Raw genomic sequence first — 24,429 nt, forward strand, 5'->3', positions numbered from 1 at the left:
GTCAGGTCGCAGGCTGGTAGCGCGCGCGGTAGCGTCCGGGGCTTTCGCCGGTCCATTTCTTGAACGCGCGGTGGAAGGCGCTGGGCTCCTGGAAGCCGGTGCGCTCGGCGATTTCGCCGATGCTCGCGCGGCTCTGGCGCAGCAGTTCGACGGCCATGGCGCGGCGCACTTCGTCCTTGATTTCCTGGTACGACACGCCCTCGCGCTCCAGGCGCCGACGCAGGGTGCTGGGGCTGACCTGCACCTCGCCGGCGAAGGCTTCCAGGGTCGGCCACTGGCTGTAATGACTGCGACGCAGGCGTTGATAGACCTGGGTCGCCAGGCCGTGCTGGTTGCGAAAACGGATCACCAGCCACTGCGGCGCGCTGCGCAGAAAGACCTTGAGCGAGGCCAGGTCCTGGACCACCGGCAGGCGCAGGAAACGGCTGGCGAATTCGATTTCGGTGCGCTCGGCGCCGAAGGTCAGGTTCGGCCCCCAGAGCAAGGCATCGTCGCTCAGGGACAGGCGCGGATAACGAAAGTCGGCGCGGTCGATGGCAATGCGCCGCCCGCCGAGCCAGCACAGCAGGCTGATCATCAGCACCAGGAAGGTCTCTTCGCCAAAACGCCCGGCGGCGTCATCGCAAGGCTGGCTGTCGAGGCTCAGCACCGCGCGCTTGCCGCGCACGCTGAGGCTGCCACGGAAGTCGCGCAGGAACAGGCCGAAGTTGGCCAGGCACTGGCGCAGGGCCTTTTCCAGGGTCGGCTCCTGGATCAGCCCGCGGCAGATCAGGGCGAACGCCCCCGGCGGCAGGCCGTGGGAATCGAGCTGGAAAAACTCGTCGCCCAGCTCGCGGATCTGGATCAGCCACAGGGCCGCGAACGCGCTGGCCGGCACCCGCGCCTCGGGCTGGCCGAGCAAGGCCGGATCGATGCCCGCCTCGGCCAGCACCGCGGCCAGGCGCTCGGGCCGCTCACGCAAGGCGTGGACCATGACCTGCACGAAGTAGACCGCGACCGAATCCTTTTCCCGCATGGAATGACTGCTCTCTGTGGCTGTGGACATGGCAAAAAACGCCAGCGCGGCTGAGCGCTTTTGGCATAGGCCGGGGTCGGCGCGAGCACTAGACTCGCGCCTCGAAGGTTGCATTGCAAGACGCGCTCGCGCTGCGCTGCGACACGTCCGGACGAAGAAAGAGAAGCCAAGATGAATCTGCAGAATATCGGTGTGATCGGCGCCGGCACCATGGGTAACGGTATCGCTCAGGTCTGTGCCCAGGCCGGGTTCGAAGTGACCTTGCTGGACATCAGCGACAGCGCCCTGCAAAAGGCCCTGGCCACCGTGGCCAAGAACCTCGACCGGCAGATTGCCAAGGGCAGCCTGGACGAAGCGCAGAAACAGGCGACCCTGGGGCGCATCCGCACCAGCACCGACTATGCCAGCCTGGTCGACGCACAACTGGTGATCGAAGCGGCCACGGAAAACCTCGAGCTGAAACGGCGGGTGCTGCAACAGATCGCCGCCCAGGTTGCCAGCACCTGTGTCATCGCCTCCAACACCTCGTCGCTGTCGATCACCCAGCTCGCCGCCAGCGTCAGCGCACCCGAGCGCTTTATCGGCCTGCACTTCTTCAACCCGGTGCCGGTGATGGGCCTGATCGAAGTGATCCGCGGCCTGCAGACCAGCGACGCGACCCACACCCTGGCCCTGGACATGGCCACCCGCCTGGGCAAGGTCGCGATCACCGCCGGCAACCGCCCGGGCTTCGTGGTCAACCGGATCCTGGTGCCGATGATCAACGAGGCGATCCTGGTATTGCAGGAAGGCCTGGCCAGCGCCGAGGACATCGACGCCGGCATGCGCCTGGGCTGCAACCAGCCGATCGGCCCGCTGGCCCTGGCCGACCTGATCGGCCTGGACACCCTGCTGGCGATCCTTGAGGCCCTCTACGATGGCTTCAACGACAGCAAATACCGGCCCGCGCCGCTGCTCAAGGAAATGGTCGCCGCCGGTTACCTGGGGCGCAAGACCGAACGTGGCTTCCACCGCTATGGCTGAGCGCTGCTCGCGTTTTGCCGAAAGCCGCGACAAGGCTCTGGAGCTGTTCGCCAGCAAAGGGTTCGGCCAGGTCGGCATGCGCGAGCTGGCGAGCCATCTGGGGCTGACCCCGGGCTCGCTGTATCACCATTACCCGAGCAAACAGCACCTGCTGCTGGACCTGATCGAAGAGTTCTACGACGAACTGCTCGGCACCCTGGGGCGCATCGAACGACGGCGCAAGGCGCCCGACGATCGCCTGCGCACCCTGATCCGCGCCCACCTGAAACTGCACCGGGAACTGCCCCGGCATTTCCGCCTGGTGGAGCGCGACAGCGGTTGCCTGAACCAGGACCAGCAGCAGCGCGTGCGCCAGCTGCGCGAGCAATATGAACGCCGCCTGCTGATGCTCCTCGGCCCGCTGCCGCGGCTCGGCGACGCGGCGCTGCAGGCCACCGGGCATGCCATCGCCAGCCTGCTCAACAGCGCGCCCGGCTGGCTGGACGAGCAGCCACTGACCGAGCACGAGCGCGAAACCCTGCTGGAACACCTGCTCAGCGGCGCCCTGGAACGGCTGTTGAACAGCGCGCCGCAGAGCGCCGTGGCCTGAACCGCGGCGCAACGGCAATCGCCGCCCACCCCACCGCCAAATCACCGCCCCTGCGACCATCGACTGCCGACCGCATTCCCACAGACAACAACCGCCCCTGTAGCCGCTGCGCATTACCTCTGGCAAAAAATGACCTCCTGTAGCCGCTGCCGCAGGCTGCGATAAGGCCCGCAGGGGCTTCGGCGTCCGTGCGGTCGCCGCGAGCCTGCGGCTCGATCGCAGCCTGCGGCTGCGGCTACAGATAAGGCGGATGGCGGGGCATGTAAGTGGTGGCGCCTGCTTGTATTCATTCCTTGTAAGCGGTGGGTCGCTGATTGCCAAACGCGCTATAGGGCCGCGCCAGTTCCTTGTCCTGCCTGGATATATTTTTTCCCGATAACGGCTATTCAAAGTTATTTGTTCACCCTCGCGTTTGCCCCGTGCCCGGCCTGCTTAACTGCAAAAGCTGCCGGATAGCGCAGTCTCTACAACCTCCCACGGAAGGCAACGCCATGAGTTCATCCTCGCTCCACCCCGTCACGCCTTATGGCGTGGCAATTCAAGAAGCAATCTCCCTCGGCAACCTGCCGCAGATGAAGTCCCTGCTCAAACAACGCGATACATCCCAGAAAGAATCCAAGGATCTGAGCAGCGCTTACGAGCAGTTGGCACAGGAAGTCGCCCGTCTGGAACGGCGCTAACGCCGTTTCCATTTTCTAATGCAATGGAGGCAATCATGTCCGGTTCCACTACGTCCCCTGTTGGCCTGTTTCCCCTCAGCTACCGGATCGGCAATCCGATCCCGGGCGCGCCAAGCCTTGCTCTCAACCTGTTGGTCTACACCCCCGACCAGACTGTGCGCGGCACCTCGCTCATCACCCAGGCCGTCAATCCTCCCCTGGAATTGCCGTCCGATGTGTGGGGGCAATACACCTACCTGACCGTCATGCCGCCCAGCACGAGCAAGATCCTGGTGACCGCCCAGGGCAATCAGGGCGGACCGGGCTCCAACTCGGTCGTCACCTTCAAGATCCAGTTGGTGGTGGGCGAAGACTGGCAAAGCGGCGTCGCCAACTACCAGTACTACAACGGCCATCAATGGGTATCGGTCGAAAACGTTCCGGCCCATCTGGTCGGGCCGGTGCCCTCCTACACCCTGCAAACGCACCAGGAAACCGCTCCGGCCCTGCAGGCGTATCCACCAATCCATCCGCTGTATGCCGCGCCAATCCATGGTGCCATTGCCAGCGGCGACCTGGCCCAGATGAAAACCCTGGCCAGCCAAGCCCAGGAGCAACTGGAGCAGTTGCCACAACTGCGCAACGCGCTGGATGCAGCCAAGGACGAAATCGGCAAGCTCGAGCGCCGCTGACCGCCGCTCGCCCCTGACCCGACTTCCCTGAATACGAACAAGGAGTTGCACCATGCAAACTGGACTGTTCCACACCCGCCTCCACGTCACCACGGCGCTGCTGGGGGCCCCGGTTCTGACCCTCGACCTTCTGGTCAACACCCCGCAGAAAAAAGTCAGCGGCGTGGCCCGCGTGTTCAAGAGCACTTACCCGCCGGTGAACTTCTTCGCCGACGTGTGGGGTGAGTATTCCCAGCTCCACCTGGACCCCTCGACCGAAGGCCACATCATTCTAAAGCTCGACGGCAACCCCAGCGGTCCGACCAGCCAGATCGCCGAGACCTTCCACCTGCAGGGCATTCTCGGGCTCGACTGGGCCAGCGGTTCCGCCAGCTACCGGTACTACTACCAGGGCAGCTGGCAGGACGTGCAGCACGGCACCGTCAGCCAGGCGTCGATCCCGCACCCGGAACCCGTGCCGCATCACCCCATCCCGCTGTATGCCGTCGCGGTACAGCATGCCCAGGCCAGCGGTGACCTGGCGCAACTCAAGGCAGTGGTCCGCCAGGGCGAGCAGCAACTGGCCAGCAGCGATGCGCTGCGCAGCGCCTTGCAGCAGCTGAACGCCGAGATCGCCCGCCTCGAAGCTCGCTGAAAGGTGGCGTCCGGGCCTGGCCTTCCTCAGGGCCAGGCCCGGGTCCCCACTGGCAAACCCTTTGTCCGCCCGGGCCGGCATCGCCAGGGACGGCGCGGACATCCGCCAGGTTCGTGCCGCGCGCCTGTGTGCGCGCAAAGGACTGTCCATGTCAGCCAATCGCCCCGCCCGCTACCTCAGCGAAACCGACCTCAAGCGTTACGTACCGGTGCATGTGGTCTGGGAAATCACCCTCGCCTGCGACCTCAAATGCCTGCATTGCGGCTCGCGCGCCGGCCACCGACGCCCCAATGAATTGAACACCCAGGAATGCCTCGACGTGATCGACGCCCTCGCCGCCCTCGGCACGCGGGAAGTCACCCTGATCGGCGGCGAAGCCTATTTGCGCAAGGACTGGACCCGCCTGATCCAGGCCATCCACGACCATGGCATCTACTGCGCGATCCAGACCGGCGGGCGCAACCTGACCCCGGCGAAAATGCAGGCCGCGGTGGAGGCCGGGCTCAACGGCGTAGGGGTTTCGCTGGACGGCCTGGCGCCCCTGCATGACGCCGTGCGCAATGTCCCGGGCTCCTTCGACAAGGCCGTGGACACCCTGCGCCGGGCCAAGCAGGCCGGGCTCGCGGTCAGCGTCAACACGCAGATCGGCGCAGCCACCCTGCCCGACTTGCCGGAGCTGATGAACCAGATCATCGAACTGGGCGCCACCCATTGGCAGATCCAGCTGACGGTGGCCATGGGTAATGCGGTGGACCACCCGGAACTGCTGCTGCAACCCTATCAACTGCTGGAAGTGATGCCGCTGCTCGCGCGTCTCTACCGCGAAGGCCAGGAACGCGGCCTGCTGATGAACGTGGGCAACAACATCGGTTACTACGGCCCTTACGAACATATGTGGCGCGGCTTCGGCGACGAGCGCGTGCACTGGAGCGGCTGCGCCGCCGGGCAAACGGTGCTGGCCCTGGAAGCCGACGGCACGGTCAAGGGCTGCCCTTCGCTGGCGACGGTGGGGTTTTCCGGCGGCAATGTGCGCGACATGAACCTGCACGACATCTGGCACTACAGCGAGGGCATGCATTTTGGCCGCCTGCGCTCGGTCGACGACCTCTGGGGTTATTGCCGCACCTGCTACTACAACGACGTGTGCCGCGGCGGCTGCACCTGGACTTCGCACTCGCTACTGGGCAAGCCCGGCAACAATCCGTACTGCCACTACCGCGCCCTGGACCTGCAGAAAAAGGGCCTGCGCGAACGCATCGTCAAACTCGAGGACGCCGCCCAGGCGTCGTTCGCGGTCGGTCGCTTCGACCTGATCACCGAACGCATCGACACCGGCGAGACGGTCAGCAGCGTCAGCGACAGCGGCCAGGTGATCAAGCTGGCGTGGATCAACCAGGGGCAGAAATCCCCCGAGGAAGGACGCCTGCCCACCCAGCTGGCGCTGTGCCGCGGCTGCTGGCAGTACATCCATGCCCACGAAACCACCTGCCCGCACTGCTCGGCCGATGTGGCCAGCGCCGAGGCCGACTACCTGGCCGACCGTGCCCGGCAACAGGCAATCATGGACCGCCTGACCGGCCTGCTGGGCATGCCCCAGACCCGGCTGGTGTAGCCACCAGCCTAGGCCCGCCGCCAACCGGGCGGCGGGCCTGACAGGGGGTGCCCCAAGGGTGATAACCCGCCACGGGCCCATGAGAAATCCGTCTAAAAACAAGCCCACTGCCACACAGGTTTAGGCTTTGCTAGTGAAGGCCTCACCCCATCAGCTTTTGCCAGCGGGCCGGCTCACCCGGCGCGCCCGCAGCCCCTGCCATCCGGGAGTCCCAGCATGAAAATCAATCCCTACCTGATCTTCAACGGCGATTGCGCCGCCGCCTTCAAGTTCTACGCCCAGTGCCTGCAAGGCACCCTCGAAGTGATGATGACCTTCGGCGAAAGCCCCGCTCGCGACCATGTTCCCGCCGAGTGTCACGACCTGGTCATCCACACCCGCCTACTAGTGGGCGACCAAGCCATCATGGGTTCGGACAGCACGCCCGACCGGCCATATTCGGGTATCCACGGCTGCTCGATATCGCTGAATGTCGACAGCATCGCCGAGGCCGAGCGGGTGTTCGCCGCGCTGGCGGACCAGGGCACTGTGCAGATGCCGCTGGAGGCCACCTTCTGGGCGGCGCGCTTCGGCATGCTGGTCGACCGCTTCGGCGCCTCGTGGATGGTCAACTGCGAAAAGGACCAGTGACAAGCGCCTGTCGTTAAGCCAAGGGGGCCGCGGCGATTCGCGGCCTCTCAGGCCTCGCCCTCGGCCTCCATCGCCCGCAGCGCTCCCAGGCGCTGACGTATGCCTTCGCCGGCCATCGGCCCGGCCTGGACCGTGCACGCCTCCAGCGGCACCGGGCGGCCATCGGCCAGGTCGGCCATCATCGGCCGCACCGGCCGGCCGGTGGCGCGCTCGACGATCTGCACGCTTTCCCCTTCCGGCGCGTAATGGCGATTGCCCCAGGCGACGAACGCCATCAGCACCACACGAAAATCCTCGCCCCGGGCCGTCGGCACATATTGGTAGCGCAACGGCCGCTGACTGTAGGCCTGACGCTCCAGCAAGCCGTCCTCGACCAGCGAATTCAAACGCCGGGTGAGCATGTTGGGGGCGATCTGCAGGCTGCGGGAAAACTCCTCGAAACGCCGCAGGCCATGCAGGGCGTCGCGCATGATCAGGATGCTCCACCACTCGCCCACCCGTTCCAGACTGCGGGCAATCGGGCATTCGTCGTGAAGGAGGGTCTTGCGTTGCATGGCGGTTCCTCGAATTTCGCAGTTGCGTATTTGTGGTCCGGGCATGTTACTTTCATGATGATAGTGACGTCCATAGAGCGACACACCCCACACGAGATGAAGGAGCACAAAGGTCATGAACAAACGCATTGTCGTCACCGGCATGGGCGCATTGACCCCGCTGGGCTGCGGTGTCGAACAGGTCTGGCAACGCCTGCTGGCCGGGCAGTCGGGTATCCGCCGGCTACCGGAAGCATTGATCGGCGACCTGCCGATCAGCATCGGCGGCCAGGTTCCCGACCGCACCGAGGACCCGCAGGCCGGCTTCGATCCGGACGCGCTGCTGGCGCCCAAGGAACAGCGCAAGATGGACCGCTTCATCCTGTTCGCCCTCGCCGCCGCCCAGGAGGCGCTGGCCCAGGCCGGCTGGGCGCCGCAGACGGCAGAGGCGCAGGAACGTACCGCCACCATCATCGCGTCGGGCGTGGGCGGTTTCCCGGCCATCGCCGACGCCGTGCGCACCACCGACAGCAAGGGGCCGCGCCGTCTTTCGCCGTTCACCATTCCATCCTTCCTCAGCAATATGGCCGCCGGTCATGTGTCGATCCAGCATGGCCTGAAGGGGCCGCTGGGCACGCCGGTGACGGCCTGCGCCGCGGGCGTCCAGGCCATCGGCGACGCCGCGCGGATGATTCGCGCCGGGGAGATCGACGTCGCGGTCTGCGGTGGCACGGAAGCCACGATTCACCGGGTCAGCCTGGCCGGTTTCGCGGCCGCGCGCGCCCTGTCGAGCGATTTCAACGACACGCCGGAGCGCGCATCGCGGCCCTTCGACCAGGCGCGCGACGGCTTCGTGATGGGCGAAGGCGCCGGCCTGCTGGTGATCGAGGAGCTGGAACACGCCCTGGCCCGGGGCGCCACGCCGATCGCCGAACTGGTGGGCTACGGCACCAGCGCCGACGCCTATCACATGACCGCCGGGCCGGAAGACGGCGACGGTGCCCGCCGCGCCATGCAGCAGGCGTTGCGTCAGGCCGGCGTCGAGCCGTCGCAGGTCCGGCACCTGAACGCCCACGCGACCTCGACCCCGGTGGGCGACAAAGGCGAGCTGGCGGCGATCAAGAGCGTGTTTGGCAACCACAGCGACCTGGCCATCGCCTCGACCAAGTCGGCCACCGGCCACCTGCTGGGCGCCGCCGGCGGGATCGAAGCGATCTTCACCATCCTGGCGCTGCGCGACCAGATCGCCCCCGCCACCCTCAACCTGGAAAACCCGGATGCCGGCGCCGAAGGCCTCAACCTGATTCGTGGCCAGGCCCAGCCGCTGGCGATGGAATACGCCATGTCCAACGGCTTCGGCTTTGGCGGGGTGAATGCCAGCGTGCTGTTCCGGCGCTGGGGGTAAGCCGGAAAATTCTCGTCGCACAGAAGGAGGTTTCAGCACCGCTTCGCTGAAACCTCAAGGGCCCGGCGCAGTAAACGGCTGCGGGGCCCGCCTCGCGGTAACCAAACTGTAATAAACCCAGATTTATTGCGGCTTGATCCGCCTTTTTCCAGGACGATCGTGCCAATACCCGGCTGCCCGACCCACGCCTTCCAGACGAATGAGTAGCTTGGGCGCAGATTCCGGAGCGCGCAGTCACCAGGCTCCGAAATCCGAGCGAAGAAGAACAAGAAGACTTCAGCTCTTGTTTTTGTTCATGACTTTTTAGTTTGTGAGGGAAAACGAACCATGGCGATATTCGACTACAAGGGCCAAGACGGCCGCGTGCTGATTTCAGATGCCTGGAACCTGGCCACCTACACCAGCGGCGTAGCGACGGTAGGCGCGCTCTACCACTTGCCCGGGGCGGTCCTGGGCGAAGGCAACACCTTTGTCCTGCCCAAGGGCTGGCGCGAGATCAGCGCCAGCGACCTGGGCATCGACGGCAGCCACCTCGACCTGACAGGCAGCTTCAAGGGCGAAAACGTATCCGGCTCCCAGGCCAAGGTATTCGGCCAATACGACGAGAGCGGCAAGCTGGTGAAAATGGGCTTTTCGATTGCCGGCACCAACTCGCCGATGGACTTGCTGGGATACCCGGCAATGATCGACAACTCCTATATCCACGGCTACGACTACCTGCTCGACTCGATCAAGAACTACGCCACCAGCCATAACCTGACGGGCAAGGATGTGCTGGTCACCGGCTACAGCCAGGGCGGCTCCGTGACCAACAGCATGTACCTGGGCAGGGAAAACCTGGCCGACGGCTTTTTCAAGGATTCGGACTACTTCGGCATGGCGTCGCCAAAGGCCAGCAACAGCGACGGCATCTTCAACTTCGGCTTCGAAAACGACATCGTGCACCGGCTCATCGGCGAACAGACCGACCTGAGCGGCGCCATTCTCGCGGCCCTCAAAGGCAGTGATGCCAGCTACACCTCGACCACCGACAACATCGTGCTGTTCGACACGGTCTACGCTTTGCCCACCTGGCCCAACGGCCCCTTCTCCGTGATCAATCCCAACGGTTGGGTGGCGCACCTGGAAGGCGTTTTCATCAACCCCATCCAGCGCATCGGCCAGTCGACGTTCTACGACTACATCGAGCGTGACAGCACCATCGTCATCAGCAACCTCGACCCGGTCAGCCGCAGCTTTACCTGGGTCAGCGACAAATACTCCCCCACCTCCAACCACTTCGGCACACCGGCCTTTCTCCTCGGCACGGACAGCGCGGACAAGCTGCAGGACGGCAGGAACGACGACTTCCTCGACGGCTTCGCCGGCAACGACAGCTTCAGGGTCAGCACCGGCACCGACATCGTCGCTGGCGGCGTGGGCGACGACAAAGTCTTCCTGCAGGGTACGGTCACCAGTTACGAAGCCGTGCGCCTGAGCGATGGCAGCCTGTTTCTCAACGACACCAACGGACGTTACGGCCTCAAGGAGCTGCACGACGTCGAGCATGTCGAGTTTGAAGGCCTCCTGGGCCAGGCCTTGACCCCGGCCTTTACCGTGACCGGCAGCAAGCTCGATTTCGAAGGCCTGTTCGGGTCGGACAAGAGCTACGCCAAGGCCACCGAAGGCACACAGTTGGCAGACCTGCTGAAGGGTACCGCCTCCCGCGACCTGATCTTTGGCCAGGGCGGCGACGACCTTATCGAAGGTGGCGCGGGCAATGACCTGCTGCACGGTGGAAGCGGCAACGACACCCTGCTCGGTGGCAATGGCAACGACGCACTCTACGGCGGCGCGCACAACGACATCCTGGTGGGTGGCCTGGGCAACGACACCCTCAGCGGCGGTGTGGGCAGCGATCTGTTTGTCTTCGACCAGGTCGGGTTCGGCCATGATCTGATCAGCGACTTCAACGTTCACCAGAACGGGTTCGATCAGTTGGTGTTTTCCAAGTCCTTGTTCGCCTCCACGGCCGCCGTCCTCAGCGCCACCAGCCAGCAAGGCAGCGACAGCCTGATCGTGGCGGGAGACAGCAGCATCACCCTGGTCGGCTTCAACCCCGCGCAACTGAGCGCGGACATGATCAGCCTGGTCTGACGCTCGACGGGCACACCCTCCATTCGTGGGAGGGTGTTGCCTCGACCGGCACTGGATCGACACGCCGCCCACTCTCCGCAGCCCATTGGCCCCTGGCTCGGAAAATCGACAAAAACTCGACTGAGGCTGACAGCAAAAGGCTTGCCCTGTTCCTACTATGGAACCGGTGACATCCACCCTCGAACCGGCCCCGCGGCTGTACCGGGCCACCTCGACCGCAAGTGCCCGGACCGAGCGCAAGCGAGCCCACAGGAGTTATCAAAGTGGAATGCATACCGGCAACCATGAAGACCTCTGCTGTCCAGTTGATTTACGACTGACCCTCTCTCGGGCCTATCGCCTGAGCTAGTGCTCCAGCACTTCCAATTACCTCTTTCAAGACCGCGCCCTCGGCACCGTCTCACGGCTCCCGCGATGGCGGGGTATTCATCCGCCACCTGGATCGGGAGGCGCGATCGAACGCCCACGCCGAACGGACGTGCGACGCCTTGGAATCGACTGTCAACGCCCAACCTTTTCTCGCCGGCCATGCCGGCACGCGGAGAACCAAAATGACTCAGGCGACGCCGTTTTCCCGTCAAGACATTGCTTTTCATCCGCTCACGGCTGCGCAGCTTGAGATCTGGCTCGACCAGATGCTGCAAGGCGCCGTGCCCCTTTACAACATCGGCGGGTATGTGCGGATCGAAGGTGTGCTCGACCCGCAAAGACTGGAACAAGCCGTCAACCTGGTCATTGGCCGACATGATGCATTGCGGACCGTCCTGGTTCCGGGGTTGTCGGACGCTCACCTGCCCAGGCAGCGTTTCATGGAAGCTCTGGACTTCCAGATGCCGGTGCACGATGTCTCGCAGCAAGACAACCCCGAAGCCGCAGCACAGGCCCTGATGCAAGCAAACCTGCGACAGCCGTTCGAACTTGAAGGACGGCCCCTGTTTCGCATGGAACTGCTGAAAGTCCGTGAAGACGCCTGTTATTTCTTTATGAACTGCCATCACTTGATCGCCGATGGCTGGGCCGTCGCCATGATCAGCCGCGCTGTCGGCCAGGCTTACACCGCCCTGGAACAAAACCGGGAAATCCCCGCAACGGCACCGGCCTACGTCGACTACATCAGGCAGGGCAAAGCCCGCCGGGCATCGGATCAACTCCAGCGCCAGTACTGGCTGGACAAATACCGCACCCTGCCTGAACCCCTATTGCCCGCCAGATATCGCGATCGCCTTGAACACAACGTTTCCCCCAGTCGCAATCACGCATGGCGCCTGCCGCGCGAGTTGTATGACCGCCTCAATGCGCTGGCGAAGACGTCAAGCCGGTCGAATGCCTTCCATGTGATCCTGGGCGCGCTGTACACCTACTTCGCCCGCGTTACCCAGCGTGATGAGCTGGTGTTCGGAGTGCCGATCCTCAACCGTGCCAATGCCGTGCAAAAGGCAACGCTTGGCCTGTTTGCCGGCATGAGCCCGGTGCGGCTGAGCCTGGGCCATGCCCTTGGTTTCGACGAACTGGTCAGGAACATCGCCCAGGTCCTCAAACAGGACTATCGCCACCAGCGCTTTCCTCTCAGCGAACTGAACCGCGAACTTGAACTGCAGCGCACGGGGCGACGGCAACTGTTCGATGTGGTCGTTTCCTACGAGATCGCAGACCAGGAGCTCTGGTTCGGCCAATCGCGTGGACATCCGGTGAAACTCTGCAACGGTTTTGAACAGACTCCGCTGTCCGTCCACATACGTGAGTCTGCGCCGGGCGACGATGTCTGGATACATTTGATTTACAACCAAGCCTATTTCGACGGCGCGGAGATCGAAGCGCTGCAACAGCGCATCATGAGCATCCTGCAATCTGTGCTCGAGAATTTCTCCCGGCCGGTCAGCACCCTCTCGTTACTGTCAGCCACCGAGCATGAACAGGTCGACAAGTGGAATCATACGGCCGTCGAGTACCCGGACGACCCATTGCTGCACACCCTGATCGAAGCCCAGGCCGCAGCCAGGCCCGATGCTATTGCCGTGCGATTCGAAAACCAGGTCCTGACCTATGGCGAGCTGAACCGGCAAGCCAATCGGTTGGCCCATTCGTTGCTCGCGCTGGGCATCCGTCCGGACGAGCGCGTTGCCCTCTGCGTTGAACGCAGCCTGGAGATGGTCGTGGGACTGCTCGGCATCCTGAAAGCTGGCGGGGCCTATGTACCGCTGGACCCCGGTTATCCGGCGGACCGCCTGGCCCATATGCTGAGCGACAGCACTCCACGCGCGCTGTTGACGACCACGACGCTGCTCGCGACCTTGCCCGAGGCGAGCATGCCGGTACTGCGACTGGATGCGGACCGCGAGATCTTTTCGTCAAGCCCGGACAGCAACCCTGATGCTTCGGCGCTCGGGCTGACCGCCAGGCATCTGGCCTACGTGATCTATACCTCGGGTTCTACCGGGCTCCCCAAGGGGGTGATGAACCAGCACGACGGCGTGGTCAACCGGCTACGCTGGGCGCAGCAGACCTATGGTGTCGATCATGACAGCCGCATCCTGCAGAAAACCCCGTTCAGTTTCGATGTGTCGGTGTGGGAGTTCTTTCTGCCGCTGCTCGCAGGCGCGCAACTGGTGGTAGCGGCCCCTGGCGGCCATCAGGACCCGCACTACCTGACGGACATCATGGCCGGCGCCGAGATCACGATGCTGCACTTCGTGCCGTCGATGCTGCAGCTCTTCCTCGATCAGGCCGACCCCGACCGCCTGCCCTGCCTGCGGCAAGTACTGTGCAGCGGCGAAGCCTTGCCTTACGCCTTGCAGGAGCGTTTTTTCGAACGCCTGCCAGGGGTCCAGCTGCACAACCTCTATGGCCCCACGGAAGCCGCTATCGACGTCAGCGCCTGGCATTGCCGTCCCGATGTGCATGAAGGCATCACCCCGATCGGCAAACCCATCGCCAATATGCAGATGCATATCCTCGACACGCACTTGCAACCGATGCCGCCGGGAGTAGAGGGCGAGATCTATCTCGGCGGCATTGGCGTGGCCCGAGGCTACCTGAACCAGGCCGAACTGACTGCCGAGCGCTTTCTCGATCATCCGTTGGGCAGCGCTGGACCCAAGCGCCTCTACAAGACCGGCGATCTGGGCCGCTGGTTGCCCGATGGCAGTGTCCAGTACCTGGGACGCAACGACTTCCAGATCAAGATCCGTGGTTTGCGGATCGAGCTGGGCGAAATCGAAAGCCGGCTGCGGGCCTGCGAAGGCGTCAAGGATGTGGTAGTGGCCGCCAGCCACGACGATGATGGCGATACGAGCCTGATCGCCTATCTGCTGAGCGACGAAGGTTGCGTCCTGGAGCATTCCACACTGCGCACCGAACTGCGCAGGCACGTCCCGGACTACATGGTTCCTCGACACTGCATCGAACTCGAGCGTTTCCCCCTCAATGTCAACGGCAAGCTCGACCGCAAGGCCCTGCCGGTACCGGATGCAGTATCCGGCGGCGAAGCCGCGGTCGAGCCGCGCAACGAACTGGAGCGCACCCTGGTCGAGCTGTTTCAGGAAAACCTGAAATGCGACTCGATCGGCATCCATGACAATTACTTCATGCTGGGCGGCGACTCACTGAAAGTGATCCGCTTGAAGGTCAAGGCCCGCGAACGCAACATCCCCCTCAACCTGGAGGACGTTTATCAGCATCCGGACATCGCGCAACTGGCCCGGCACCTCGAAACACAGGACAGCGTTGCCACAGACGCGGACTCGTTTGAGCGGGCGCTCCCGTTCTCGCTGGTAGCGCCCGACATCCGGCGCATCAACCAGCCGGTATTCGACGACATGTTCCCGGCGAGCCAGTTGCAGGTCGGGATGATCTACCACTCGATGATGCATCCGGATTCGGCGATCTATCACGATATCTTTCGCTATACCCTGCGCCTGAAGTGGGATGCCGCGGCCTGGCAACAAGCCTGTGAAGCCCTGATCCGGCGGCACCCGGCGCTGCGGATGTCGTTCGACATGGCCCATGCCGGCCAGCCGATGGCACGTATCCATAAAAGAATCCGCCCGCCGGTACGGACCGTCGACGTCCGCGGGCTGACGCCGGAGGAGCGCCAACGGCTCATCGCCGCCCATGTCGAGGAGCGCAAGCGTCTGCGCACCGACTGGAAACGTCCGCCGCTGTACCTTTTCTGTGTGTTTGCCGCGCAGGACGAGATCGACCTGGTGTTCAGCTTCCATCACGCCATTCTCGATGGATGGAGTGTTGCGACGCTGATGCGCGACTTGCTCGCCTTGTACACCGACCGCTCGGCCACGCTGCCGCTGCTCACCACCTCTGCGGCCGACTTCGCGCGACTGGAACAGCAAGCGATTGCCAACCAAAGCCACAGCGCATTCTGGAAAGGCTACCTGGAGAACGCCCCCGCCGCCGCCCTGGTCAACTGGGCCTACTGTGTTGCGCCAGACACAGTGACGCACCGGACGCTGTATCGCGAGATCCCCGCCCGGAAAGCGGCAGATCTCGAAGCGTTCTGCCAGCGCCACGCCCTGCCGCTACGCACCGTCCTGCTCGCTGCGCACGGGGTTGCCCATTCGATACTGTCCGGCCAGGAAGAGATCCTGTGCGGGGTCATCGGCCATGGTCGACCGGAGTTCGACGACACCGAGTCGCTGCTGGGGCTGTTCCTCAATACCCTGCCGTTGCGCTTCGATCGTCGCGCCGACAGTTGGCTCGGGATGATCGAAGCCTTGATGGAACAGGAACGACAGATCCATGCCCACCGCCGTTATCCATTCGCCCTCATCCACCGCCAAACGGGTGTGTCTTTGCATGGGGTGTTCAACTACGTCGATTTTTACGTGCTGGACCAGGCCCGGGAGCAGGATGAGCCAGTGCTCGCGCACTGGGAAACCACGGAGGCCAGCAACTACGATCTGCTGACCACGGTAGGACGACACCCGGTCAATGGATCGCTCTTGCTGAAGATGGACTACCAGACCGCCCGCGTTGCAACGAGCCAGGCGCAGCTGTATGCCGAATACGTCGTTCGCGTTCTCGAGGCGATGGTCGCGGCGCCGAAGTCCGCCCCTGTGATACCGGTGCGGCCAGCGACCGACAGCTCGCCGCCGGCCATGGGTTCAGTACCCTCGGTGTTGGCCTGTGACAATCTTTCGAGCCTACTGCAGGACGCATTCTCTCGGGGCGGCGAGCAGATCGCGCTGAGCGCGGGCGACACTCGCCTGTCCTACGCCCACGTGGCCGAAGCGAGCGCCCGGATCGCCGACTGGTTGCATCGCCAGGGCATCGGCAAGGGTGACCGGGTCGCGCTCATGCTGCCGCGCTCCCCGGACCTGGTGATCGCACTGTTGGGCATCCTGCAGGCCGGCGCCGCGTATGTGCCGATCGACCTTGGGTATCCGCAAGAACGCATTCAGCTGATTCTCGACGATTCACAGCCACGACTGGTGCTGATCGACGAAACCGTTGCGGAGCGCATCGACACACGACCGGCATGCACCTGGAAAACCTTGACCGAGCAACTGAGCGACGACCGCCGCGGCTGTCGACGACAGGTCGCCTCGATAGCCGCCGACCTGAGCGGCCAGGACCTCGCTTACCTGCTGTACACCTCAGGATCGACCGGGCGCCCCAAGGGCGTGGCGATGCCTCACCGCGCACTGGTCAACATGGTCCTCTGGCAGACTCGCCAAGACCTGCCAGCGCCCAAAGCCTGTGGCCAGCAGAAAACCTTGCAGTACGCGCCCATCTCATTCGACGTGTCGTTCCAGGAAATCGTCTCGACACTCATCTGCGGCGGCGAACTGGTGATGATCGACGAAAGCCTGCGCTACGACTTCATCCGGTTGCTGAAGTTTATTCGCACGCAGGAGATCAACCGTCTGTTCCTGCCTTATGTCGCGTTTCAGGGACTGGCCGAAGTGGCATCGCAGCTCGATCTCCGTCCGGCCTCGCTACGCCAGATCAATGTGGCGGGCGAAGCGCTGAAAATCACCGATGAGATCCGCAACCTGATCGACGGCATCGGCCAATGCGTCGTGGAAAATCACTACGGCCCGACCGAAACCCACGTCGTCACGCACTTGCGCCTGGAGGGGCCGGCCGCTTCCTGGCCAAGCCTGCCGCCCATCGGCAAGGCGATCGACGGCGTACGGGTGCATATCCTCGATAGCGCGGGCCAGCGTTGCCTGGCCGGTGTCGCTGGCGATCTGTACATCGAAGGTATTTGCCTGGCGAACGGCTACTGGAACCAGCCCGCCTTGACCGAAGAACGCTTTGTCGTGCGGACCCTCGACGGTCAGCCGCGACGCATGTACCTGACGGGCGATATCGGGTTCTGCCTGCCGTCGGGCGATGTCGTCTATCTGGGTCGCAGCGACACGCAAGTCAAGATCCGCGGCTACCGTGTCGAACCCGGCGAAGTGGAAATGGCCCTGTTGCGGGCCAATCATCAAGGCGTCGACATCCAGCAAGTGGCGGTCGTCGACCGGCAGGCTCCCGACGGTCAGAGTTTCCTGGTGGGTTTCATTCAGGTCGCGCCAGCCCAGGTACTCGACCTGGAACGACTCAAGGCTGGAATGCGCAGCCTGCTGCCCGCTTACATGCTCCCCGCCTCACTGGTCATCATTGACCGGATGCCCTTGGGGCCGACCGGCAAGATCGACCGTAATCGCCTGCGGCAGATGGAGGTCCAGGTTACCCGGCAACGATCGTTCACTGCACCGGGCAACCCTGAAGAGCAGCTTCTCCAGGCTTGCTGGCAGAAGACTCTGGGGATCGAAGACATCGGCGTGCATGACGACTTCTTCGAGATCGGCGGCAACTCGCTCATGGCCGTCCGCCTGATCGCGATGCTGGCCAAGGAGCATGGCCTGGAACCGCCGCTGTCCGACTTCATCCAGGCACCGACCATTGCCGAATTCGCTCGGGTGCTGCAACGAATCGACAGCGAACCGCACGACACCGGTGTGCTGGTCGACTTCAGAAATGCCGAACAGGCGCCCGCACTCTTCCTCATCCATCCAATCGGTGGCCATGTACTGTGCTATGCCGCGCTGGCGCGGGCCATGCGGGACAAAGTCCGCCTGTATGCGCTGCAATCGCCGGGAACCTGGGATGCCCGTGAACCTTTGCAGTCGGTTCAAGCCCAGGCGGCGTACTACGCCGACGCTATTGAGGCAGTCATGCCCCAGGGGCCGCTGAATGTCGGCGGCTGGTCCTATGGCGGCGTCGTGGCCTACGAGCTGGCCAGAGAACTGCGCAAACGCGGGCGTGAACTGCAGAACGTGTTCCTGCTGGACACAATCGTGCGGTTAAGTAAGGGCAAGGTAGAGATCGACCCTGGCGACTTCCTGAACTGGTTCATGTGGGAGTTGCTCAGCGGCGACGGTCAACGCGAGTACGACTATGAAGCGCTCGAGTTTGCCACGCTCAGTGAATCGCAGGCCCTGGAGGCGATCCGCCAGCACGGCGTCGACAAAGGCATTTTCGATGCCTCCATGACACTGCTCGCCCTGGAGCGGATCTATCGGGTCTTCCATGCCAACTGGCAAGCGCTGGTCGACTATGAATTCCCGCCTCTGAACCTGCCGCTGACGCTGTTCGCGGCCGACACCGAACTGCCCGAGGTGTTGCTGGCCCCGCATGAGCTGGTCGGCACGGCATTCCGCGACCCGTACCGAGGCTGGCTGTCGGTTTCGGACAAGGTAGAGCGGATCGCTGTACAGGGTAACCACCTGACCATGATGCGCCTGCCGCATATCGAGTATGTGGGCAGCACCATCGCCACCCGATTGAAGCGCTCCTTGCCCAGGACAGGGGCACCGAAGGTGGAGCTGGCATAGCCACCCGTCGATCGACGAGGCCGCGTGGCGCGGTCTCGTTTTCTTTCCAGACCCGGACCGGTGCCGGGCCAACCAGGTTCAACAGATATGACTCAATCCAGAAAAGCGATCATTGTCGGCGCGGGAATCGGCGGCCTGACTGCGGCCATTGCCCTGCAACGCGCAGGGTGGCAGGTCGAGGTGTTCGAGGCCGCCCAGGCATTGCGCACCGAGGGCAGCGGCTTGTCCGTGATGTCGAATGCCATGGCGGCGCTGCATTCGATCGACGCCCACGGACCGGTGGCGGAAGCCGGCCAGGCGATCCGGCATTTCTACTTCAAGGACAAGAACGGACGCACCATCACTCGTTTACCCATCCATGAGGTCGGCGAAGAACTGGGACATCCCAGTGTAAACATCCAGCGCCCCCTGTTGCTCAAGGCACTGGCCGGACAGCTCACGCCCGGCACGATCCGCACCGGACGACGCTGTACCGGATATACCCATCTTGCCAATGGCGTCAGTGTCGCGTTCGATGGCGGCGCCTGTCACACCGCCGACCTGCTGATCGGCGCAGACGGCCTGAACTCGATGGTCCGCCGCCAGATGCTGGGCGAAACCTGCGTGCGCTCATCGGGCTACATCGCGTGGCTGGCGGTGACGCCATTCGAGGCACCGGCCACGACACCGGGCACGGTGGCCCACTACTGGGGCCAGGGTAAAAGGTTTGGCCTGTGCGATGTTGGCGACGGGCATGTGTACTGGTGGGGCACCTGTAACCAGCCCGATGCAGCCCTGGCGGCGCAGAGCCTCAGCAAATATGAAGTGCTGCAGGCTTACTCCGGCTGGGCACCGGAAGTGCTGGCCGCCATCGAGGCGACGCCGCCAGCCAGGATCCTGAAAGTGCATGCCCGGGACCGCGACCCCGTCACCCAGTTCTGCGACGCTCATGTCGCATTGCTGGGGGATGCGGCCCATCCGATGCTTCCCAGCCTGGGCCAGGGCGCGGCGCAGGCTATCGAGGACGCGGTAGTGCTGGCCGACTGCATCGCGCGAAACCCCGAGCTTCCCGCGGCACTGGCGACCTATGAGGCGATCCGCCTGCCGCGCGCCAATGACGTGGTCAAGGCCGCACGCTCGATGAGCGGTATCGAGCAGACGCAGTCCAGGTTTCTGTGCTGGCTGCGCGAGCGGTATCTGCGCCTGACGCCGCAGAGCAGCTTGCGCAAGAAGAATCTGGCCTTGCTGTCGTTCAAACTCCCCACCTAGGCCGCGACCGGGCCGGGCAGGAGCGACACGCGCGCGCCTGCCTGGTCAGCTCGCCGGCGCGCTACAGCATCCAGAGCCCGGGGTCGAGGCTCTGGTGCTTCGAGAACGGCGTGTAGACCGGCACCGTTCCGGACGCCGAGCCGGGAACCAGGATGTACTTGCAATACGTCGACAAGGTTCCGGAGGGGCTGACGTCCACATAGAGATTGGGGCCCTGCCGCTCCAGGATGGCCAGGGTTTCCTTGAAGTGAATCGGCTCCCTGAGCACCGCATCGAAATGCTCGGCCTCGTAGGCGCGGATAAGCGCTTTTTTCTGGCAGGAGAACACCGGCACCAAGGGGTGGCCCGGCGCGCTGTTCCCATATTGCTCGCGCAACGCCGAGCGGGCGGGATCGATGGCGGACGAATGAAACCCATACTCGACCGGCAAGCGGCTGGTGATATGGTTGCCGGCCTTGAGGTGCGCCTCGACCCGCTCGATCCGCGCGCGGGTTCCGGCGACCACGAAGTGCCGGTCAAAAGACACCGATGCGATCTCGCAGTTGTCGTGCAACAGCCGGTCTTCGTCGAACAGACTTGGCGGCGCGAAGACCGACAGCATCCCTCCCCGCTCGCAGGTCCGCGCCAGCACCCGGGCGCTGGCCGCCAGCAATTGGATGCACTCCCTGGGGCTCAGCGCCCCGGACACCGCGGCACACACGACCTCCCCCAGGCTCGCGCCCAACAGCACATCGGGATAGACACCGCGCGCGAGCAGGGACTGGGTCAAGGCATATTCGAAACAGAAGACCGCCTGGTTGGAGTAAAGGGTGGCGTCGAACGGGACCAGGGCACTGACCCGGTCGTCGAACACATATTCGATGAGCGACCCGCCGATTTCGGTTTCCACCCAGCGGTCAAGACGCTTGAGGCTGTCACGGAAAACCGTGTCGTGAACAAACAGGGTCTTGCACATGTGGAAGTACTGACACCCTTGTCCGGGGTACATGAAAATGGTTTTGCGTTGGGTCATGGGTTCTGACTCTTCAAGAAATGCACAGGCCCGGCAGTCGGCATCCGGACTGATCGGGCCAGACAGGTGAAATCGGCAAAATATTCGCTGGCCAGGGGACAGATGCGCCGCAACAGCAAATGCGGCGCGCCGTCCCCATGCCCCGAACAGCACACCGCGGCCACATGCGTGAGGTTCGGCTCGAGCAGGCTGAAATGCCAGCCTGCGGCCTGTTGCGCGGGATCGTCGAACCGGCAGTCGATTCGCTCGTCGTCGGGCATCCGGAAGCCGAAGCAGTCGAGTGCCGTCGCCAGCCCCGCGCCGGTGGCCTTGACATAGGCCTCCTTCAACGTCCAGTAGCCGACATAGCGCTGCCATCGTTGCGCCGGCGCCAGGCGATCGAGTGTCGACACCTCGTCCGCGGTGAAACAGCGTTGGCCGATGGCGACGAAGTCATCTCGCCGTTCATAGGACTCGGTGTCGATCCCCAGCTGGCCGCCCTTCATCACCCCGACCAGCACCACTCCCGCGCCATGGGAAATGTTGAACGACAGCTCACGCTCCTCATCGGACGGGCACAGAATCGTCGGGCGGCCGTGCGCCGTCTTGCCGAACCGCCAATCCGCCGCGGCCCGCAGGCTGTAGCGCGAAAGTACACAACGCACCAGGGCACGGGTGATCAGGTATTGCCGACGATCATGGGCAAAATGAAAGGTCGACTCGATCGCCCTCTCCTCTTCGCAGAGCAACTCCTGGCGATAGCGTTCAAACAGCGCCGGCTCGATTTCGCTGCACGTTGCCATCCATAGGTGGATCTGCCCCCGGGGCAATTCCAGCCGCTCATGCAGGGCATCGACCTGACCGATATGCCTCATACCGTGACCGAAGATTGTGGTCCTTGAGCCAGCAAGGCCAGCAACCGCGGCAGAAACCGGCTGCCGAGCGCCAGTGCCCGTTGCTCCTGGACAACCTCCTGGAGTATCGACGCAGTCGTCAGCGGGTTTGCCAGCACCACGCGCAAGACACTGATCGAGCGGTTTGCCCAGCGCTCCGGCGTCAACCGGGTACGCGAGACAAAGGAGCGTCCGGCATCCCGTTGCCGCTCCTGGATATCGTCGTTCAGCGCATCCAGGCATTCCTGCAAAGCGTCCACCTTTGCAGCGTCAGCCTTGTGCAAGGCCTGCATGACCAGCGACGGGACATAACGATAAGTCAGCAGGCAGAGTTGCGGTTCGCTGAGCAGCTCGAAGTCGTCCTGCTGCTTGATCAGGTCGGCAAAGTAACGGGCGTTGTCGACGCCGTGATCGATCAACTGCTCATATCCCTGACGCCCAAGAAGGTGCAGGTTGGCGTACAGCAACATCGCCATCGCGCTGCGCGAGCCTTCCAGGGTATGGCGCCCCAGGTCCTTGGAGCCCTTGCGCACGATGTAATTGGCATGTTGGCTGATCGCGGCGGTCAGCGTCGGCTGCCTGAAAAAAACCAGGCCGGCCCCCATCGGCACATACAGCTGCTTGTGCGCATCGATAACCACCGAGTCGGCGCGTTCTATTCCCTTGAACAAGGGGCGTTGTCGATCCGACATCAGGCTCGCGCCCCCCCAGGCCGCATCCACATGGAAATGACAACCCGCCTGCGCGGCCACATCGGCCATGGCATCGAGATCGTCGATAGCCCCGGTTTCGGTGGTCCCTGCGATCCCTACAAGCGCAAGCGGCTTGATATTGTCCAGGCGCAACCGCTCAAGGCAGCGTTGCAAGGCATCGATGCGAATACGCTCGGCGCCATCGGTGGGCACGGCAATCAGTTGGTCCTGGCCAATGCCGAGAAGATCGGCCGCTTTTTTCAATGAATAATGACCGCGCTCGGACACCAGCAGGGCCAGACCATCGTAACCGTAGTGCTTGAGCCCCTTGGCCAGCCCCTCCCGGGCAACGCCCGCGAACCCCTTGTCGGCGGGCAGCAGGTTATTGCGACTGGCCCACAGGGCCGTGATGTTGGCGGTGGTCCCACCTGCGCAGAATGCCCCCAGGGCATGCTCGCCGCTGTGCAACGTCTGTCGGTAGAAATCCTCGTCATTGCCATAGATCAGCCGGTGCAGCATCCCGAGTACCTGACGCTCCAGCGGCGTGAAGGCATTGGAGGTTTCCAGCTTCACCGGGTTCTGATTCAGCGCCGTCATGATCTTTGCCAACGGCAGCAGATACGACGGCAACGCGGAAGTCATGTGGCCGATGAATGACGGCGAGGCCGTCGGCGTGGCGCGGCTGAACACCTGGTTCTGCAGGTACTGGACATGCTCGTCGAGGCACACGGGCGACTCCGGGAGACAGACGCTGGAGAACGCCGACTCCAGCCCCCCCCGAGCGTCACTCCCGAACCCTGGGTTGCTGAAGTAGCCGGCTGGATGTCCCGCGATAGTGCGCTCCAGCTCCTCCAGTACCCTACCGTTGTTCGCAGAGGGACCGAACAGGCGTAGCAGCTGTTGCAAGCGCGGCGACATCGGCTCGCCCTGCCGCACCCGGCCAGGCACGCTTCGCTCAAACCCGTGCTCTAGCTGCGTCATAGTATTTTCCCAACGAGCTTGGTCAGCACGTCGCCCGGGCCGACCTCCTTGAACCGCGTGACACCGGCTGCCCGCATGTTCAGCACCGAATCCCGCCACATCACCGAACTGCACAGCTGCGCGGACAGCCGCTCCACCAGGTTGCTGTCGCTATAAAAACCGCCATCGACATTGGACAGTACCGGAACCTGCAACGGGGAAAACCCGATACCCCTCAGGAAATCGGCGAACGCTTCCTTGAGCGGCGCCATCTGGCGGGAGTGGAATGCCGCGCTGACCTTCAGGGGGACGTAGACGATGCCCTGCTCGTCAAACAAGCCATAGGCTGCTGCCAGGTCGGGTTGCAGCCCCGCGATCACAATCTGCGAGTCCGAGTTGTAGTTGGCCACGTCGATGCCATCCAGCCCCCCCTGGTTCAGGCAGGCACGGAGCCTGTCGATGTCGCAGTTGATCACCGCCGCCATGCCGCCACCGGAAGCACTGCTCATCAGTTGCGCGCGTTTATGGACGATGCGCAGACCATCATCGAAACCGAATGCTCCAGCGGCTAGAAGCGCGTTGTACTCCCCCAGACTATGACCGGCCAGGCATGCCGCGGGCGTGGGGTCGTCCTGAATGGCCTTCAGGTAACACAGCGTATTGACGGTAAACAGTGCCGGTTGGGTGTAGAGCGTGTTGTTGAGTTGGCGCTCCGGGTCGTTCAGGCACAACTCCTTGATCGAGTAGCCGAGGATGTCATCCGCCATGCGCGTATAAAAATCGAACTCGTCGAACAACTCGCCACCCATGCCCTGGCTTTGCGACCCTTGGCCGGGAAAAATGTAGGCTTTCATTTCCATGCACTCCTTTTCATTA

At 63.6% G+C, this 24,429-nt stretch carries 17 protein-coding genes; 11 read left to right on the forward strand and 6 right to left on the reverse strand.

What is annotated here, in order from left to right; translation table 11 throughout:
• Position 1: 1 nt before the first annotated feature.
• The gene (locus tag PMI20_RS19865) at positions 2-1,015 is read right to left on the reverse strand and encodes an AraC family transcriptional regulator (RefSeq protein ID WP_007923555.1); all 1,014 of its coding nucleotides are present in this window, start codon (positions 1,013-1,015) and stop codon (positions 2-4) included.
• A gap of 171 nt (positions 1,016-1,186) precedes the next feature.
• Here PMI20_RS19865 and PMI20_RS19870 point away from each other — a divergent pair, with 171 nt between their 5' ends.
• From PMI20_RS19870 to PMI20_RS19900, 7 genes are all read left to right on the forward strand, one after another.
• Positions 1,187-2,038, forward strand: coding sequence for a 3-hydroxybutyryl-CoA dehydrogenase (locus tag PMI20_RS19870; RefSeq protein WP_007923557.1), 852 nt, complete (start codon positions 1,187-1,189; stop codon positions 2,036-2,038).
• Complete coding sequence (locus PMI20_RS19875) at positions 2,031-2,627, forward strand: TetR/AcrR family transcriptional regulator (protein WP_007923559.1); 597 nt, start codon at positions 2,031-2,033, stop codon at positions 2,625-2,627. The genes PMI20_RS19870 and PMI20_RS19875 overlap by 8 nt, the downstream gene beginning before the upstream one ends.
• Positions 2,628-3,118: 491 nt before the next feature.
• Complete coding sequence (locus PMI20_RS19880; RefSeq protein WP_007932306.1) at positions 3,119-3,307, forward strand: DUF1843 domain-containing protein; 189 nt, start codon at positions 3,119-3,121, stop codon at positions 3,305-3,307.
• A 35-nt stretch (positions 3,308-3,342) separates the two neighbouring features.
• A complete protein-coding gene (locus tag PMI20_RS19885; RefSeq protein WP_007932307.1) occupies positions 3,343-3,978 on the forward strand; it encodes a DUF1842 domain-containing protein in 636 nt (211 codons plus the stop codon).
• 52 nt (positions 3,979-4,030) lie between these two features.
• Positions 4,031-4,612 (forward strand): DUF1842 domain-containing protein, encoded by a 582-nt coding sequence (locus tag PMI20_RS19890; RefSeq protein ID WP_007932308.1) that lies wholly within the window; start codon positions 4,031-4,033, stop codon positions 4,610-4,612.
• Between the two features lie 148 nt (positions 4,613-4,760).
• Positions 4,761-6,224 carry a GDL motif peptide-associated radical SAM/SPASM maturase gene (locus PMI20_RS19895; protein WP_007932309.1) on the forward strand — a complete coding sequence of 488 codons (1,464 nt, stop codon included), beginning with the start codon at positions 4,761-4,763 and terminating at the stop codon, positions 6,222-6,224.
• Between the two features lie 216 nt (positions 6,225-6,440).
• The gene (locus tag PMI20_RS19900; RefSeq protein WP_007932310.1) at positions 6,441-6,854 is read left to right on the forward strand and encodes a VOC family protein; all 414 of its coding nucleotides are present in this window, start codon (positions 6,441-6,443) and stop codon (positions 6,852-6,854) included.
• A 47-nt stretch (positions 6,855-6,901) separates the two neighbouring features.
• Here PMI20_RS19900 and PMI20_RS19905 read toward each other — a convergent pair whose 3' ends face one another.
• Complete coding sequence (locus tag PMI20_RS19905; RefSeq protein WP_007932311.1) at positions 6,902-7,408, reverse strand: winged helix-turn-helix transcriptional regulator; 507 nt, start codon at positions 7,406-7,408, stop codon at positions 6,902-6,904.
• 115 nt (positions 7,409-7,523) lie between these two features.
• Between PMI20_RS19905 and fabF the strand changes: the two genes are divergently transcribed.
• The 4 genes from fabF to PMI20_RS19925 all read left to right on the forward strand — a co-directional run bounded on the left by fabF (position 7,524) and on the right by PMI20_RS19925 (position 20,017).
• Complete coding sequence (gene fabF / locus PMI20_RS19910) at positions 7,524-8,792, forward strand: beta-ketoacyl-ACP synthase II (RefSeq protein WP_007932312.1); 1,269 nt, start codon at positions 7,524-7,526, stop codon at positions 8,790-8,792.
• A gap of 327 nt (positions 8,793-9,119) precedes the next feature.
• Positions 9,120-10,928 (forward strand): calcium-binding protein, encoded by a 1,809-nt coding sequence (locus PMI20_RS19915; protein ID WP_007932313.1) that lies wholly within the window; start codon positions 9,120-9,122, stop codon positions 10,926-10,928.
• Positions 10,929-11,479: 551 nt separating this feature from the next.
• A complete protein-coding gene (locus PMI20_RS19920) occupies positions 11,480-18,769 on the forward strand; it encodes a non-ribosomal peptide synthetase (protein WP_007932315.1) in 7,290 nt (2,429 codons plus the stop codon).
• Positions 18,770-18,856: 87 nt separating this feature from the next.
• Positions 18,857-20,017, forward strand: coding sequence for an FAD-dependent monooxygenase (locus PMI20_RS19925; RefSeq protein ID WP_007932316.1), 1,161 nt, complete (start codon positions 18,857-18,859; stop codon positions 20,015-20,017).
• 61 nt (positions 20,018-20,078) lie between these two features.
• On the opposite strand, the gene PMI20_RS19930 is transcribed toward PMI20_RS19925, so the two are convergent.
• From PMI20_RS19930 to fabD, 4 genes are read right to left on the reverse strand one after another with little or no spacing between them, the layout of a single operon-like run.
• Entirely contained in the window at positions 20,079-21,029 is a 951-nt protein-coding gene (locus PMI20_RS19930) for an acyltransferase domain-containing protein (RefSeq protein ID WP_007932317.1), read from the reverse strand.
• Entirely contained in the window at positions 21,026-21,883 is an 858-nt protein-coding gene (locus PMI20_RS19935; RefSeq protein ID WP_007932318.1) for a 4'-phosphopantetheinyl transferase family protein, read from the reverse strand. Before PMI20_RS19935 ends, PMI20_RS19930 begins: the two co-directional genes overlap by 4 nt.
• Positions 21,880-23,574 carry a pyridoxal-dependent aspartate 1-decarboxylase PanP gene (panP, locus tag PMI20_RS19940; RefSeq protein ID WP_284168888.1) on the reverse strand — a complete coding sequence of 565 codons (1,695 nt, stop codon included), beginning with the start codon at positions 23,572-23,574 and terminating at the stop codon, positions 21,880-21,882. The genes PMI20_RS19935 and panP overlap by 4 nt, the downstream gene beginning before the upstream one ends.
• Complete coding sequence (gene fabD / locus PMI20_RS19945) at positions 23,571-24,407, reverse strand: ACP S-malonyltransferase (protein ID WP_007920500.1); 837 nt, start codon at positions 24,405-24,407, stop codon at positions 23,571-23,573. The genes panP and fabD overlap by 4 nt, the downstream gene beginning before the upstream one ends.
• Positions 24,408-24,429 lie beyond the last annotated feature (22 nt).

The sequence above is a fragment of the Pseudomonas sp. GM17 genome (genome assembly GCF_000282175.2).
Taxonomy (GTDB): Bacteria; Pseudomonadota; Gammaproteobacteria; order Pseudomonadales; family Pseudomonadaceae; genus Aquipseudomonas; species Aquipseudomonas chlororaphis.